General features: G+C 68.1%; 15 protein-coding genes. 11 read left to right on the top strand and 4 right to left on the bottom strand.

Translation table 11 applies throughout. The features are described 5' to 3' along the window. Nucleotides 1-313 precede the first annotated feature (313 nt). Both ICN82_RS12965 and ICN82_RS12960 read right to left on the bottom strand, forming a co-directional pair. On the bottom strand, nt 314-997 hold the full coding sequence (locus tag ICN82_RS12965; RefSeq protein WP_193183445.1) for a cysteine hydrolase family protein: 684 nt from the start codon (nt 995-997) through the stop codon (nt 314-316). A 63-nt stretch (nt 998-1060) separates the two neighbouring features. After that, entirely contained in the window at nt 1061-1582 is a 522-nt protein-coding gene (locus tag ICN82_RS12960; protein ID WP_193183443.1) for a DUF1097 domain-containing protein, read from the bottom strand. A 202-nt stretch (nt 1583-1784) separates the two neighbouring features. Here ICN82_RS12960 and ICN82_RS12955 point away from each other — a divergent pair, with 202 nt between their 5' ends. The 7 genes from ICN82_RS12955 to ICN82_RS12925 all read left to right on the top strand — a co-directional run bounded on the left by ICN82_RS12955 (nt 1785) and on the right by ICN82_RS12925 (nt 8706). Then, complete coding sequence (locus ICN82_RS12955) at nt 1785-3236, top strand: glutamine synthetase family protein (RefSeq protein WP_193183441.1); 1452 nt, start codon at nt 1785-1787, stop codon at nt 3234-3236. A gap of 81 nt (nt 3237-3317) precedes the next feature. Continuing rightward, nucleotides 3318-4286: a carbon-nitrogen hydrolase family protein gene (locus tag ICN82_RS12950; protein WP_193183439.1), complete on the top strand. Its 969-nt coding sequence runs from the start codon at nt 3318-3320 to the stop codon at nt 4284-4286. Further along, nucleotides 4283-4963 carry a type 1 glutamine amidotransferase gene (locus ICN82_RS12945; protein ID WP_193183437.1) on the top strand — a complete coding sequence of 227 codons (681 nt, stop codon included), beginning with the start codon at nt 4283-4285 and terminating at the stop codon, nt 4961-4963. Before ICN82_RS12950 ends, ICN82_RS12945 begins: the two co-directional genes overlap by 4 nt. Then, nucleotides 4944-5552, top strand: a complete 609-nt coding sequence (locus ICN82_RS12940) for a helix-turn-helix domain-containing protein (RefSeq protein ID WP_193183435.1) — start codon at nt 4944-4946, stop codon at nt 5550-5552. Before ICN82_RS12945 ends, ICN82_RS12940 begins: the two co-directional genes overlap by 20 nt. Nucleotides 5553-6128: 576 nt before the next feature. After that, the gene (locus tag ICN82_RS12935) at nt 6129-6782 is read left to right on the top strand and encodes a protein-L-isoaspartate O-methyltransferase family protein (RefSeq protein ID WP_193183433.1); all 654 of its coding nucleotides are present in this window, start codon (nt 6129-6131) and stop codon (nt 6780-6782) included. 47 nt (nt 6783-6829) lie between these two features. Continuing rightward, on the top strand, nt 6830-8251 hold the full coding sequence (locus tag ICN82_RS12930; protein ID WP_226898471.1) for a TolC family outer membrane protein: 1422 nt from the start codon (nt 6830-6832) through the stop codon (nt 8249-8251). Beyond that, a complete protein-coding gene (locus tag ICN82_RS12925; RefSeq protein WP_193183431.1) occupies nt 8248-8706 on the top strand; it encodes a hypothetical protein in 459 nt (152 codons plus the stop codon). The genes ICN82_RS12930 and ICN82_RS12925 overlap by 4 nt, the downstream gene beginning before the upstream one ends. 171 nt (nt 8707-8877) lie before the next feature. Here the strand turns inward: ICN82_RS12925 and ICN82_RS12920 are convergent, their stop codons facing one another. Further along, the gene (locus ICN82_RS12920; RefSeq protein ID WP_193183429.1) at nt 8878-9198 is read right to left on the bottom strand and encodes a DUF6280 family protein; all 321 of its coding nucleotides are present in this window, start codon (nt 9196-9198) and stop codon (nt 8878-8880) included. Between the two features lie 218 nt (nt 9199-9416). On the opposite strand from ICN82_RS12920, the gene efp reads away from it, so the two are divergent. Next, on the top strand, nt 9417-9980 hold the full coding sequence (efp, locus tag ICN82_RS12915; RefSeq protein ID WP_193183427.1) for an elongation factor P: 564 nt from the start codon (nt 9417-9419) through the stop codon (nt 9978-9980). A 22-nt stretch (nt 9981-10002) separates the two neighbouring features. Here the strand turns inward: efp and ICN82_RS12910 are convergent, their stop codons facing one another. Continuing rightward, a complete protein-coding gene (locus tag ICN82_RS12910) occupies nt 10003-11220 on the bottom strand; it encodes an FAD-dependent monooxygenase (RefSeq protein WP_226898470.1) in 1218 nt (405 codons plus the stop codon). 86 nt (nt 11221-11306) lie between these two features. Here ICN82_RS12910 and ICN82_RS12905 point away from each other — a divergent pair, with 86 nt between their 5' ends. From ICN82_RS12905 to ICN82_RS12895, 3 genes are all read left to right on the top strand, one after another. Then, nucleotides 11307-12635 (top strand): amidase, encoded by a 1329-nt coding sequence (locus ICN82_RS12905; protein ID WP_193183423.1) that lies wholly within the window; start codon nt 11307-11309, stop codon nt 12633-12635. A gap of 139 nt (nt 12636-12774) precedes the next feature. Next, the gene (locus tag ICN82_RS12900; protein ID WP_193183421.1) at nt 12775-13959 is read left to right on the top strand and encodes an aminotransferase class I/II-fold pyridoxal phosphate-dependent enzyme; all 1185 of its coding nucleotides are present in this window, start codon (nt 12775-12777) and stop codon (nt 13957-13959) included. A gap of 11 nt (nt 13960-13970) precedes the next feature. Further along, nucleotides 13971-14670: DNA translocase FtsK 4TM domain-containing protein (locus ICN82_RS12895; protein ID WP_193183418.1), on the top strand; the 700-nt coding region annotated here is incomplete at its 3' end.

The raw sequence follows: 14670 nt of genomic DNA, 5'->3' as shown, positions 1-14670 counted from the left end.
CCAAGAGATAGCAGAAATTTCATTCGCCATGACGCAACGTGCTGCTGCTGCTTGGAAATTTCGTAACCATCCTCGCGGAGGTCAACCGCGGCGAGCCCGGCAAAGGGCGGGCAGGTGAGGAAGGCGAAGAGGTCATCCCCGGTCTCGCCTTCCGCCGACGGCCGGAGGCGTGCGGTTTTCAAATTCGAGAGGGGAAGGGGGAGACTCGAGCGCGCCCGGCCAAGGTGTAGCGCATTGCCGATATGTCGGATCACCGGCGCCATCGGGCCGCGGTGGAAGTCCGCCGTAGCAAGATTGCGCGATGATCGGCCCGTCAGTCCGGAAGATAGCCAAGGAGATCGTCTGCGCGCATGACCTGGCAGTAAATCATGTTCAGCACCTCGAGTTCCCTGCGGTGCAACTCCTCCGTGCCAGCCGCACAGCAGTCGTCGAGCACGATCACGTCAAAGCTTTCATCCGCCAGGCTTCGCACGGTGGAGCTGACGCACTGGTCGGTGAAGATGCCAGCACAGACCACGTTGCGGATGCCCATGTTGGACAGCCCGAGCCGCAGGTTGGTGCCGGTCAGGGCGCTGTCGGTGGTCTTGGTCACAACGATCTCGTCCGGCGCCGGGGTCACCTCTTCCAGGATTTTCGAGGCGAAGGCGTCCTTGGGCAGAAGCAGGTTGTTCCAGCCCGGTTTCTTCTGGCTGAGGGAGCGATCGCGCCCATCCGCGTGCTGGCAGGCGATGCGGGCATGGATCACCTCCATGCCGCGGTCGCGGAAAGCAGCGATCATGGCGGCGGTGCGGGGCAGGACCGTTTCGCGCAGGCGCGCGTCGAATTGGGCCCATTCCGGCGGCACCTCCGGCGGGATCCCGTCCGGGCGGCGCCAGAGGTAGCAATTTTGCAGGTCGATCACCAGCAAAGCCGTATCTGCGCGCGCCAGCACCGGATCCTCCGGCGGCGGCGCGCCATCGTAGTAGAAGCTGCGGTTGGCGGTTTTCCAGTTGCTCATGATTTCTCCTCTCGGGACCGGTGCGGCGGACGCCGGGCGCAAGCCCTTCGCCCGCCCGCGTCCTCAGGTTTCCGCCACGGGCTTTGCCAGCACGCCCGAAAGCCAGGCAGACCCGTAGGCGAAGAGCGTGCCGCCGATCATCGAAAGCCCGACATTGACGAGCACATTGGAGAAGCTGAGCGAAAGCATCGTGCCGATGGAGAATACACCCGGTGTCTGGCTGATATAGGCAAAGGTCGCCGCATAGCCGAAGGTGACCGCAGGCACCGAGGAAAACGCCGGGATCACCGAGGCCGAGATGTAGATCACCACGCTGATCAGCACCATCAGGCCGGCCCAGACCGGCACCGCGATGCCGAAGGGGTTGGCCAGGATGAGCAGCCCGACGGCCCAGGCTACGACCACGCCGAAGAGGTTGCAGGTGATGTTGAGCGCCACCTGCGCCCGGGTGCCGCCAATGGCAAAGAACGAGGCCCAGGCGACGAAGGCCGCCCAGATCAGCACCGTTCCGCTGGACATGTAAAGGAAAGTGGCCAGGCCACCGAAAATTCCGACGCCAAGCGCCGTTGCCGTTGTCTGGTTCATGGGAGTCCCTGCTGTTCGTGATTCTCTTATGAATAAAGAAAGCAGATCTTTTTCTCTTTCAAGAGAATTTTACACCTTGACGAAAATTGCTCTGACTCAGAATGTCCAGTCCGGGTAAGGTCACCGAGACGGCTGACGCGCACCAGGCTCGCGCCTCCGGGTTCCGGGCTCCTTGCGGACAACAAAGCAACAGGGATTGAACATGGTTAATCAGAAACAGGGCTTCATCGAGCGTCACGGCTTGTGGAGCGATGCGCAGAAGGCCGCGGCAGAGGCGCTTGTCGCCCAGATCAAGCAGAGCGGCATCCGCAATGTGCGTGTCGGCTGGGGCGACCAGCACGGCATCGTGCGCGGCAAGACCGTCAGCGCGGAGCATTTCATCAAGTGCCTGAAGGACGGAAAGGATTTCCAGCTGGTCACGGCAATCTTCGACACCACGAACCATCCGATCGTGCCGCCCTTCGGCGCCGAGAACCACCTCGGCATCCCCGAGATGATCGGCCTGCCCGATGGCGTCCTGGTGCCCGACCCCACGACCTTCCGCGTCCTGCCCTGGGTCGAAGACACCGGTTGGTGCCTGAGCGACGCCTATTTCGGCAACGGCGCGCCTTGCCCGCTCTCGACCCGCCAGATCCTGCGCGAACAGGTCGCCAAGCTGGAATCGGACGGAATGGGCATGCTCGTGGGGCTGGAATTCGAATTCTACGTTTTCCGCATGCTCGATCCCAAGCTATCGCCCGCCGACAGCGGCTATCCGCCCGCTGCGCCCGAGGTGGAAATGATCTCCCACGGCTACCAGTACCTGACGGAGACCCGCGGTGACGAGATCGAGGACCTGCTGAGCTACCTGCAGAAGAACATCGACGCGCTCGGCCTGCCGGTGGAGACGATCGAGGACGAATGGGGCCCGGGCCAGATCGAGGTGACATTCGACCCGCTGCCGCCGCTGGAAGCCGCTGATGCCGCCCTGCTGTTCCGCACAGCGATCAAGCAGCTGTGCCGCCGCAAGGGCTATCACGCCAGCTTCATGGCCAAGCCCAAGATCGCCAATACCTTCCCCAGCGGCTGGCACATGCACCAGTCGCTGGTGGATGCCGAAACCGGGGCCAACCTCTTTGCCGCCGACGGCGAGGACACGCCGCTGTCGAAGCTGGGCATGGCCTACCTGGGGGGGCTTCTGGCCCACGCCTCCGGCTCGGCGCTGATGTCGACGCCCACGATCAACGGCTACAAGCGCCGCGCGCCCAACAGCTTCGCGCCGTTGAAGGCCGCCTGGGCGAAGGAAAACCGCGGCGCCATGCTGCGGGTCATCGGCCAGGGCGGCGACCCGGCCAGCCGGATCGAGAATCGCGTGGGCGAGCCCACGGCAAATCCCTATCTCTACATTGCATCGCAGATCCTCTCGGGCCGCGATGGCATCGCCAGGGACATCGCCCCCGGCGATCCGGTGACGGCGGCCTATGACGAGGACCGCCCCGACCTGCCGGAAAGCCTGATGGCCGCGATCGACGGTTTCGCAGCCGATGACGTGATCCGGACCGAGTTGGGCGAGAAGGCACATCACTACCTTGTCTCGCTGAAAAAGTTCGAGGTCGCGCGCTTCCTTTCCGAAGTGACCGACTGGGAGCATCGCGAATACTTCGAGATGTACTGACGACCTGTCCGACCGGCCCCGGCCGGTCGGGCCCGGCGGCCCTTGCGGGCGCAAGAGGAAACACGGAGCGAAGGCAAGGACATGAAAGTCGCAGCGGCACAAATCCGGCCCGTCTGGCTCGACCCCGAAAGGACCGTTCAGCGGATCATCGACACCATCGCCGAGGCGGCTGCCCTGGGGGTCGACCTTCTGGCCTTCCCGGAGGCCTATCTCAGCGGCTACCCCTTCTGGCTGTGCCGCACCAATGCGGCGGCCTTCGACGATGCCCGTCAGCGCCAGGCCTATGCCGCCTTCCTGGACGCGGCGGTCGAGATCTCGTCCCCCCTGGTGGCCCGGGTGGCGGAAGCGGCCCGCGACAGCGGCGTTTCCGTCTATCTCGGGATGAACGAACGCGGCACCAGTGCCGGGCGCGGCAGCATCTGGTGCACCATGCTGGCGATCCACCGCGAGACCGGCGTGCTTGGCGCACATCGCAAGCTCATGCCGACGCATGACGAAAGACTCTGCTGGGCGATCGGCGATGCCCACGGCCTGAGGGTGCATGATTTCGGCGGCCTGCGCGGCAGCGCCCTGAATTGCTGGGAGAATTGGATGCCCCAGGCGCGCTATGCGCTTTATGCCGGGGGCGCGGAGGTCCATTTCGCTGCTTGGCCCGGCAATGCGGAAGTGGCCAATGTCGCCCCGGAGTTCATCGCCCGCGAGGGTCGGCTATGGGTGGTCAGCGTCATGGGCCTCCTGTCGATGGCGGATATCCCCGCGACCTTCCCCTTCCATGAGCAGCTCGTCGCGGAAGGCGTCGACACGATCTTCCGCGGCGGATCCCGGATCGTCTCGCCTGCCGGCGAGGTTGTCGCCGAGGGCCCGGCGGATTTCGAGGGCCTGATCGCCGCCGACGTGGACCTGGCGCTTCTGGCCGGTGCCCGGCAAAGTCTTGATCCAACGGGCCACTACGCCCGCACCGATATCTTCGACGTGACCATCCGCGGCGACCGCCCGGAGGCCGTCCTCTGGACAGGATGCAGCGGAGACCGCGGGAAGACCGGCGCGTGAAGGTCCTTGTCCTGCAGAATTCCACCAGCTCCGGCCTGGGCACCTTCGGCAGCCTTCTTGCGGACAGGCATGGGGCCGAGCTGATCATCCGCGACGCCCGGACGGAAAGCTATCGGGAGTTCCCGGATCACGACCTGCTGGTCGTCCTGGGATCGCCGCGCGGGGTCTATGAAATGGACGCGCATCCTTGGATCCGGCAGCAGCGCGACTTCCTGAAAAGCCGGGTCGCGCAGGATCGACCGACCCTCGGCATCTGTTTCGGCGCGCAGCTGATCGCGTCGGCCCTGGGCGCCGAGGTTCTGCCGATGGGCGACAAGATCCATGGCTGGCGTGTGAACGACCACGCCGCCGACGCGCTCTGGCAGGGGCCCTGGTTCCGCTGGCACGGCGACAGGTTCGACGTTCCCGAGGGCTGCGAGCTGCTGGCCGCCGACGGCACGGTGCCACAGGCCTTCCAGCATGGGCGCGCCATCGGGGTCCAGTTCCATCCCGAGGTCGATGCGACCATCGTCTCGTCCTGGATTGCCGAACATCGCGGCGCCCCCGACGGGCATCTCGATCTTCCTGCCGATTTCGAAGTAGACTGCCTGGAAGAGCTTGAACGGGCGAGGCCGCGCACCGCGGCGTTGCTCGATGAACTACTCAGAAGAGTGATGAATGACCAAGGACGCGGCTGACACCCCTGACCAGAGGATAACCGCCGAAGTCGGGCGCAGGCTGCGCGCCCGGCGCAAGGAATGCGGCTGGACCCTGGGCGATCTCAGTGAACGCAGCGGCGTCTCGGTCCCTGCCATATCCAAGATCGAGATCGGCCAGTCGAGCCCCAGCTTCGACACGCTCATGCGGCTGATACGGCCCCTCCAGCTGAACTTCGTGGAGATTCTCGATCCGCCGACCGAGAGCGCCCCGTCCGGCCGGCTGACCTCGACCCGTATCGGAGAGGCGGAACGGCACAGCACGGATCACTACGATTACGAGGTCCATTCGTCCAACCTGCGCGGCAAGGTAATGGTGCCGCTGAAGATGCGGATACGCACCCATGAGGTTCCGCCGCCCGATGAATGGAGCATCCACCGTGGCGAGGAGTACATCTATGTCCTCTCCGGCACGCTCGGGCTCCATACCCAGCACTATGCACCTCTGGTGCTCAAGGTCGGCGAAAGTGCATATCTGGACAGCACGATGCGGCACGCCTTCACGTCCGAGGGACCGGAGGATGCCGAGATTCTCTCGATATGTCTTTCCATCGTTCCGTTCGAGAGGTGAAGGACCCTGCCGAGCCGACGCCTTGGCCGGTGCGCCTGATCCGGCGGAATCGAGGGGGCGGGTGCGCTGGACCGCTCTTCCTTGCCATGGGGCGATGCCCGGTTGCCCGGCTCCGTCTCGCCCGAGGTTGGATCGACGGCTGCGGCGTTCCGGTCCCGGGCTTCGCCGGAGCCCTGCTTCTGGACGTGCGCGCTGATCGGGCTGGCATCGACGGCGAAGCCGGTTCCGCCGGCCAGGCCCTCGGCAATGCAGGTCGCGACAACGTCCTCGAACGGGCGGCGGAACAGGTCGCTCTCATGGAACGTGCCGAGGCGCGGCTTTGAACAGGTCGAGTCATCGGGCATCTTGCCTTCGAGACCGATCCCCGCATGTCCGCTCTGCCGATCCTGCCGCACGCCCCCGGACCGGCGTGGCGGCCGCGCGCCGGGAAGGCCGGGATCCCGCGGGGCGGCGCAGGTCGGGGGCCCGACAGCGTTAATGCGGCCTTATAGCTTGGTCCGCCACATTGCCCCGCGGGGGCGGTTGTGCCATGACTTTGCCCGGTCCGTCTGTCAGCCACGGGGAGAGCCTTCGCCGATGACCGATTATTCCCATCGCCGTACCGTCATGGTCGACACCCAGGTGCGACCCTCGGATGTCACCCGCTTTCCGATCATCGAGGCGCTGCTGCGCGTCCCCCGCGAGGTCTATGTGCCCGAGGGCCTGCAGGATGCCGCCTATATCGGCGAGAACCTGCCCCTGGCCGAGAACCGGGTGATGCTGGAGCCGCGCACCTTCGCCAAGATGCTGGAAGCTGCCGACATCCAGCCCGGCGACCTGGTCCTGGATATCGGGCCGGGGCTGGGATACTCGGCCTGCGTGCTGGCGCATCTGGCCGAGGCGGTGGTCGCGCTGGAGGAGGACGAGGACATGGCCCGCGAGGCCGCCGGGCTGCTGTCGGAGCATGGCGCCGACAATGTCGCGGTGATCGAGGGGCCCCTGGCCGCAGGGCTGCCCCAGCACGGTCCCTATGACGTTATCGTGATCGAAGGCGCGGTGGAGGCCGTCGGTGATGCCCTATTGGCACAGCTCAAGGAGGGCGGTCGCATCGTCGCGCCGTTTGTGGATGGCGCGCTTGGTGCCGTACGGGTAGGGTACAAACTGAACGGAACGGTTTCGTGGCGGTTCGCCTTCAATGCGGGGGCGCCCGTCCTTCCGGGTTTCGAGCAGCAGAAAGACTTCGCGCTCTGAGGGCCTCCCTTCCCGGCGACCGGGGCGCTGCAGATAAATGGGGAACCATGGTGCGCAAGATCAAGACAACCCTCTGGGCCTGCGCGGCGATCGTCGCCGCCGCGGGCGCCTCGGCGGAAACCCTGACCGACACGCTGGTTTCGGCCTATAACAATTCCAACCTCCTGGAACAGAGCCGTGCCGTGCTCCGGGCCTCGGACGAGGATGTCGCGATCGCGGTCTCGGCATTGCGGCCGATCTTCGCCTATTCCGCCAGCCGGGCCTATTCGTGGGATCTCGATACCGACGTGATCCAGACCACGACCGGCCCGCAGCGCGAGGACGACACCTCGATCACCAACACGCTGGAACTGACCGCGCAGATGAGCCTCTACGAGTTCGGCCGCAACCGGCTGGGCGTCGAGGCTGCCAAGGAGGCGGTGCTGGCCGCGCGCCAGGCGCTGCTGGCGCAGGAACAGGATGTCCTCTTCGCGGCCGTGCAGGCCTATACGCAGGTCCGCCAGGCCCAGGCCTTCGTGGATCTGCGCCGCAACAACGTGCGCGTGCTGGAGGAGGAACTGCGCGCGGCGAACGACCGTTTCGACGTGGGCGAGGTGACGCGCACCGATGTCGCCCAGGCCGAGGCCTATCTCGCCGAGGCGCAGGCCAGCCTGGTCGCGGCCAACGGCGATCTGGAAATCGCGCGCGAGGCCTTCCGGCTGGCCGTCGGACGCTATCCCGGGGATCTCGCCCCGCCGCCCTCCTTCTCCAGCCGCCCCTCGAGCCTGGAAACGGCGCGCGACGTTGCGGTGCGCACCCATCCCTCGATCCGCCAGCAGCAGTTCCTGGTCTCGGCGCAGGAGGTCAATGTCGACATTGCCCAGCGGCAGGTCCTGCCATCGCTGCGGGCGACCGGTTCCGCGGGCTATTCGGATTCCGTCTCCAGCTCCAATGACGGGTCGCTGGAGCCGGTGGCCAGCCTCGGCATCGAATTCGGCGGGCCGATCTACCAGGGCGGCCAGATCAACGCGCTGTACCGCCGGGCGGTCACGGTGCTGGAGCAGAACCGCGCCAGCCTGCTGCAGACGACGCTGAACGTGCAGGAACGCGTGGGCTATGCCTGGGCGAATTTCCAGGTCGCGATTGCCAGCCTGGAGGCCACGGAGCGCCAGATCGAGGCGTCGCAGGTCGCCTTCGAGGGCACCCGCGAGGAGGCCACCCTGGGCGCGCGCACCACGCTTGACGTGCTCAATGCCGAGCAGGACCTGCTGGATGCGCGCGGCAGCCGGATCGAGGCGCTGACCGTGGAGCAGGATGCCTATTACTTCCTGCTTTCCACCATGGGCCAGCTGACGGCCAAGGATCTGGGGCTGGATGTCGTCGCCTATGACGAGAACGCCTATTACGACAATGTGCGCGCGGCGCCGTCGGTCTTCACCTCGGAACAGGGGGTCAAGCTCGACAAGGTCCTGCGGGCGCTCGGCAAATGACCGGTTCGCGTGATCCCGAGGAGGTTCTTGCCTCCATCCGCCGCCTGGTGGCGCGCGAAGTGCAGAACCAGCAGGCGCGCGAGAAGGCCGAGCGGCCGGATCGCGGCGACCTGCCCGTGGTGAGCCAGAAAGCCAGTGCCGCGGCGCGGCGTCTGGTCCTGGGGGCGGGCGAACGCGTCGCCGCGAACGGGACGATCGCCCCGGCGCCGGGGCGTTCCGGCGCTGCGGACTGGGCGCGGATCGATGCAGAGGCGCCTGCCGCGCCTGCCGCCGAGGATGCGGAGGAGGCCCGTCTGCGGGCGCTGATCCGCGATATCCTGCGCGAGGAGGTCCGAACCCGCATGGGGCCGCGGATCAACGAGAATATCCGCCGGATCCTGCGCGAAGAGCTGCAGTCGCTTTTGTCGGAGGCCCGTCCCGCGCCGGATGACGCGCCGTCCGAAGGCCGGGACTGAGCCCGGCCGGGCCCGGGCCGCGCGGCGCGGACCAGCTCCGCGACGGATGGCGCGGGGGCAGGGGCCCGCGGGGGGAATGCGCCGGGTCCGGAAACGGGCTTGCGCAAAAGACAGAAGCGCTCCCCTGGGGGAGCGCTTCGGTACCGGCCTTCGGGAAGGCCGCAGGCAGGGTCAGGCCGCTTCTGCCGCCTCGGCCGCGTGGCGCCGCTCGGATTCCTCGCGCGACAGGGCGACCGAGGTGCGGATGCCTTTCGACACGAAGTCCATGAGCCCGGTCACGACGCGCTCGTTCGGGTCGATGCCGGCACAGCTCAGCACCTCGCGGCCGTCCCGAGAGCGTGCCCAGCGGGCGATCTGCTCCGGACCGTTGCCGTATTTCTTGTCATCCGCAATCGCGTCATCCAGTGCGGCAAGCACAACAGCCGCGAACAGTTTGCGGGCACGGTTGCCCTGCTCGTGATTAAAAGCAGTGCCGTCGACGAATTCGCCCATTTCGTTTCCTTATTCTTGCTCTTGCTTCTTTTGAGGTGCGGCGCAATATGCATGTCCCGCTCCGATTCGGTATTGTGTTTCCAACATAACCGTCATGCGCTTGTCGCATATCTGCATCGGGAGCCTCCGGCGTGCCGTCCTCTGCGGTCGTTGTTGCCAGCCCGATACCCGGGCGATATAGGGGCCTGCATATCCCGTTCAACTCCGCAGGCTCCGAAATGCCGAAAATCACCGGTAACGAAATACGACCCGGCTTCATTCTCGATCACGACGGAGGGCTGTGGTCCGCGGTCAAGGTCGATATCGTGAAGCCCGGCAAGGGAGGGGCCTTCGCCCAGGTGGAACTGCGCAACCTGCGCAGCGGCTCCAAGCTGAACGAACGGTTCCGCTCGGCCGACAAGGTGGAGCGCGTCACGCTGGAGCAGAAGGACCAGCAGTTCCTCTACGAGCAGGACGGCAAGCTTGTCTTCATGGATGCCGAAAGCTTCGAGCAGATCGAGATCCCGGCCGCGCTCCTGGGGGAGCGGCGCCCCTTCCTGCAGGACGGCATGACCGCCGTGGTGCAGTATTACGACGAGGAGCCGCTCTCGGCGCAGCTTCCGGCGAAGGTCACCTGCGTCGTGGCGTCGACCGAGCCGGTGGTGAACGGTCAGACGGCCTCGAAAAGCTTCAAGCCCGCCACGCTGGATAACGGGGTGCGCATCATGGTGCCGCCCTTCATCGGGCAGGACGAGGCGATCATCGTCAATACCGAGACGATGGAATATTCCGAACGCGCCTGACGCGTCGCCGGGCAGGGGCGGGCTAGAGCGCGCGTCCCTGCAGCAGCCGCGGCACATCCCCCGACAGGCCCGCCGCCTCGCGCATCAGCCCGCGGCGAAGCGCCGGGATCGCATTGGCCAGGCCCAGCCCCAGGTCGCGCCCCAGGCGAAGCATCGGATTGTCATTGGAAAACAGCCGGTTGAATCCGTCCGTCGCCAGGGTCAGGGCGCCTGAATCGAACCGCCGCCAGCGGGCATAGCGGTCGAGGACCAGCGGCCAGCCCGGATCCTCGCCCTGCCGCGCAGCCTCCACCAGGACCTCGGCCAGCGCCGCGACATCGCGCAGCCCGGCATTCAGCCCCTGGCCCGCGACCGGATGCACGCCGCGCGCGGCATCGCCGACCAGCGCCAGCCTCTCGGCGGTGAAGCTCTCGGCCACGCTCATGTCCAGCGGATAGGTATGGCGCGCCCCGGCCAGGCGGATCTCTCCGAGGAAATCGCCGAAACGCGGGCGCAGCACCTCCAGGTATTGCGCATCGGGCAGGGCATGGATCGCCGCCGCCTGCGCGGCGGTCTCGCTCCAGACGATGGAGGACCGGTTGCCGGTCAGCGGCAGGATGGCCAGCGGCCCCGGCGGCAGGAAGATCTGCCAGGCGCAGCCGTCATGCGGGCGTTCATGACCGATGGCGCAGACCAGCGCGGTCTGGCGGTAATCCGTCACCTGCCGCCTGATCCCGGCCCGCCGCGCGGTGCCGCTGCGGCGGCCATCCGCCCCCACCAGCAACGGCGCCGAATGCGTCTGTCCGTCCTCCAGGATCACCGTCGCGCGGCCGGGTTCGGTCCGCTGGGCCGCGACCGCGCCCCGGATCCGCCGGATGCCGGGTGCCTCCGCCAGCGCGGCCAGCAAGGCGGCGCGCAGGTGGCGGTCCTCGACCATCTGCCCCAGCGGGCCCTCGCCCAGGTCGCGGCTGTCGAAATGCAGCGTCATCGGCCCCGCGCCCTCGCCGGGACGGCCGTCGCCGACGCGGATGTCCAGGATCGGCTGGGCCTCGGGCGCGATGCGTTCCCACAATCCCAGCACCCCGAGCATCTTCACGCTTGCCGCGGCCAGCGCGTAGCTGCGCCCGTCGAAATCCGGCACGCCCTGGGCGGCATCGGAAAGCGGGTCGATCACCGCGACGCGCATCCCGGCGCGGGCGAGGGCAAGGGCGAGGCAGGCGCCGTTCAGGCTGCCGCCGGTGATGAGCACATCCTGTTCCATGCGCCATGGATGAAGCGGCCTGCCGGGATTGTCCATCCGCATCGGGACGAATAGCGTGGCTGCGACACCATTGACGAGGGCGTGACATGGACGAGTGGCGGGGCCGCAGCGCGGCGGAACTGGGGCGTGGCATCGAGGCGGGACGCATCGACCCGGTGGAACTGGCCACGGCCTTCCTGGAGGCGGCGGGCGCCCATGAGCATGGCGCGCGCATCTATGCGCGGCTGACCCCGGAGCGGGCCATGGCGGGGGCGGAAGCCGCCGGGGCCCGCGCCCGCGCCGGGCTGCGCCGCGGCCTGCTCGACGGGGTGCCGCTCAGCTGGAAGGACCTCTTCGACACGGCCGGGGTGGCGACCGAGGCGGGATCGCGCCTGCTGGAGGGCCGGGTGCCGGAGGCGGATGCGGCCGTGCTGGCCACCGCGACGCTGGGCGGGTCGGTCTGCCTGGGCAAGACGCACATGACCGAGCTGGCCTTTTCCGGCCTGGGGCTGAACCCGATGACCGCGACGCCGCCCAATGTCACCGATCCGGCGCTGGCGCCCGGGGGCTCCTCCTCGGGGGCGGCGGTGTCGGTGGGGCTGGGCCTGGCCGCGGGCGCCATCGGGTCGGATACCGGCGGGTCGGTGCGGGTGCCTGCCGCCTGGAACAACCTGGTGGGGCTGAAGACCACCGCCGGGCGGGTGCCGCTGGCGGGGGCGGTGCCGCTGGCCGCGCGGTTCGACACGATCGGCCCGATCTGCCGGACGGTCGAGGATGCGGCCGAGTTGCTGGCGCTGATCGAGGGCGGGCGGCCTGCCGATCTGCGCGGCGCCTCGCTTGCGGGGCTGCGCCTTGCGGTGCTGGAGACGATCGCCCTCGACGATCTGCGCGATGAGCCGGGGCGGGCCTTCGAGGCGTCGCTGGCGCGGCTCTCGGCCGCCGGGGCGCGGGTGGAGCGCATCGGGGTCCCGCCCGTGGCCGAGGCGATGGCGGCGGCGGCCATGCTGTTCCCCGGCGAGGCCTACGGCACCTGGGGCAAGGTGATCGAGGCCGCCCCGGAGCGGATGCATCCGCCGATCCGCGACCGGTTCCGCCAGGGGGCAGGGGTCGCCGCGCAGGATTTCGTGGCCGGGTGGCAGGCGCTGGAGACGCTGCGGCGCGCCTATCTGCGGGCGACGGCGGGCTATGACGCGGTGGTCCTGCCGACCGCGCCGATCCTGCCGCCGGATGCCGCGCGGCTGGAACGCGATGCCGATTATTTCCGCGCCGAGAATCTGCTGGCGCTGCGCAACACGCGGATCGCCAATCTGATGGGGCTCTGCGCGCTGAGCCTGCCCACCGGCACGGATTGCTGCGGCCTGATGCTGATGGCCGGTCCGGGCGCGGAGGAACGGCTGATGCGGATCGGCCATGCCGCCGAGGCGGCGCTGACCTGATCCGGGCCGCGATCCCGCCGGGTCACAATCTTGCCCTGCGCGGGGCAAGGGCGCGGTCGCGGACTGGACGCAAGACGGGTGTTCCGGTATCGTCCCGGGCAGATACCGGGGCGGAAGATCCCGGAAAGCTGAGGCACAGATGCAGTATCCAGACCGGTTCTCCGATCTGCCCGCTTACGCGTTTCCGCGTCTGCGGGCGCTTCTCGACCATCACGCGCCGGGCGGCGCGCCCTTGTCGATGTCGATCGGCGAGCCGAAACATGCATTCCCCGACTGGGTGACCCGGATCATCGCGGAAAACGCCGTCGGTTTCGGCAGTTACCCGGCCAATGACGGCACGCCCGCACTGCTGTCGGCGATCGCCGCCTGGATCGGCCGGCGCTATGGCGTCACCGTCGATGGCGCGACACAGGTCATGGCGCTGAACGGCAGCCGCGAGGGGCTGTACAACATCGCCATGGCGATCGCGCCGGAGACCAAGGCCGGGCAGCGCCCGGTCTTCCTGATGCCGAACCCGTTCTACCAAGCCTATGCCGTGGCGGCGATCTCGGTGGGGGCCGAGCCGGTGATGGTGCCCGCGACGCGCGCGACCGGGCATCTGCCCGATTATGCATCACTGCCGCCCGAGACGCTGGACCGGGTGAGCCTGTGCTATATCTGCTCGCCCTCCAACCCGCAGGGCGCGGTGGCGGACGAGGCGTACTGGCGCGATCTGCTGGCCCTGGCGGAACGGCACGATTTCAGGATCGTCGCCGATGAATGCTATTCCGAGGTCTATCGCGGTGCGCCGCCCCCGGGCATCCTTGCCGCCGCCGCGGTGGCGGGGGCCGATCCCGAACGGGTGCTGGCGATCCATTCGCTGTCGAAACGCTCCAACCTGCCGGGGCTGCGTTCCGGAGCGGTCACGTCGGGTCCCGAGAATATCCGCCGCATCCGCCAGTTGCGCGCCTATGGCGGCGCGCCGCTGCCGCTGCCGCTGCAGGCCGCGGCCGCCGCGGTCTGGGAGGACGAGGCGCATGTCGTGGAGAACCGCCGCCTCTACGGGCTGAAATTCGACATGGCGGACCGCATCTTCGCCGACGTGCCGGGCTACGAGCCGCCGCGCGCGGGGTTCTTCCTGTGGCTGCCCGTGCCCGACAGCGAGGCCGCCTGCCTGAAGCTCTGGCAGGAAACCGGCGTGCGCTGCCTGCCCGGCGCCTATCTCGGCCGCGACAGCGGCGTGGGCAATCCCGGGGCGGGCTATATCCGCGTCGCGCTTGTCGCCCCGATGGAGCAGACCGAGGCCGGTCTGACCCTGATCCGCCATTGCCTTTATGACAGCTGAGGACCTGAGCCATGGCCTATTCGACCCGCGGACGTGATCCCCTGCTGGACGCCGAGACCCAGGCGGCGCTGGAGAAGCGCACCAGCGAACTGATCGGTCTGGCGCTGCTGGCCGGGGCGGTGGCGCTGGGGCTGATGCTGGCCAGCTATTCGCCCTATGATCCGTCCTTCCTGGGAAGCGCCACGGGCGATCCGGAGAACCTGCTGGGCTATCCCGGCGCCTATATCGCCTCGGCGCTCAGCTTCATCTTCGGCCGCGGCGCCTGGGCGCTGGTCGTGGCGCTGGCGGTCTGGGGCGGACGGTTCCTGTTCCATCGCGGCGGCGACCGCCTGCTCTCCCGCGGGGTGTTCCTGCCGATCTGGGTGGCGCTGGCGGCGGTCTATGCCTCCAGCCACGTGCCGGGGCCGGACTGGACCCATCATTTCGGGCTGGGCGGCATGCTGGGCGATGCGGCGCTGGGGATCGTGATCGGCATCCTGCCCCTGGGTCTGGGCGCCGCGCTGAAGGTCGCGGCCGTGCTGCTCGGTCTGGGCGTGCTGGGCTTCGGCCTGTTCTGCACCGGCTTCACCCGGGCGGAACTGTCGGGGCTGGGGCGGTTCCTGGGCATCGGCACGGTGCTGGCCTATGACAAGCTCCTGCGCCGCGCGGGCGAGGACGGGCAGGGCGCCGCCCAGGGCCTGTCCGACCGGCGCGCCCGCCGCGCCGAGACCC

The sequence above is a fragment of the Mangrovicoccus algicola genome (genome assembly GCF_014903745.1).
GTDB classification, from domain to species: Bacteria; Pseudomonadota; Alphaproteobacteria; order Rhodobacterales; family Rhodobacteraceae; genus Mangrovicoccus; species Mangrovicoccus algicola.
This window is presented reverse-complemented; position numbering and strand designations above follow the sequence as displayed.

Excerpts from the sequence above, each read along its gene's own strand:
- ICN82_RS12965 (WP_193183445.1), bottom strand. The coding sequence starts at position 997 with ATGAGCAACTGGAAAACCGCCAACCGCAGCTTCTACTACGATGGCGCG.
- ICN82_RS12960 (WP_193183443.1), bottom strand. The coding sequence starts at position 1,582 with ATGAACCAGACAACGGCAACGGCGCTTGGCGTCGGAATTTTCGGTGGC.
- ICN82_RS12955 (WP_193183441.1), top strand. The coding sequence starts at position 1,785 with ATGGTTAATCAGAAACAGGGCTTCATCGAGCGTCACGGCTTGTGGAGC.
- ICN82_RS12950 (WP_193183439.1), top strand. The coding sequence starts at position 3,318 with ATGAAAGTCGCAGCGGCACAAATCCGGCCCGTCTGGCTCGACCCCGAA.
- ICN82_RS12940 (WP_193183435.1), top strand. The coding sequence starts at position 4,944 with ATGACCAAGGACGCGGCTGACACCCCTGACCAGAGGATAACCGCCGAA.
- ICN82_RS12935 (WP_193183433.1), top strand. The coding sequence starts at position 6,129 with ATGACCGATTATTCCCATCGCCGTACCGTCATGGTCGACACCCAGGTG.
- ICN82_RS12930 (WP_226898471.1), top strand. The coding sequence starts at position 6,830 with ATGGTGCGCAAGATCAAGACAACCCTCTGGGCCTGCGCGGCGATCGTC.
- ICN82_RS12925 (WP_193183431.1), top strand. The coding sequence starts at position 8,248 with ATGACCGGTTCGCGTGATCCCGAGGAGGTTCTTGCCTCCATCCGCCGC.
- ICN82_RS12920 (WP_193183429.1), bottom strand. The coding sequence starts at position 9,198 with ATGGGCGAATTCGTCGACGGCACTGCTTTTAATCACGAGCAGGGCAAC.
- efp (WP_193183427.1), top strand. The coding sequence starts at position 9,417 with ATGCCGAAAATCACCGGTAACGAAATACGACCCGGCTTCATTCTCGAT.
- ICN82_RS12910 (WP_226898470.1), bottom strand. The coding sequence starts at position 11,220 with ATGGAACAGGATGTGCTCATCACCGGCGGCAGCCTGAACGGCGCCTGC.
- ICN82_RS12905 (WP_193183423.1), top strand. The coding sequence starts at position 11,307 with ATGGACGAGTGGCGGGGCCGCAGCGCGGCGGAACTGGGGCGTGGCATC.
- ICN82_RS12900 (WP_193183421.1), top strand. The coding sequence starts at position 12,775 with ATGCAGTATCCAGACCGGTTCTCCGATCTGCCCGCTTACGCGTTTCCG.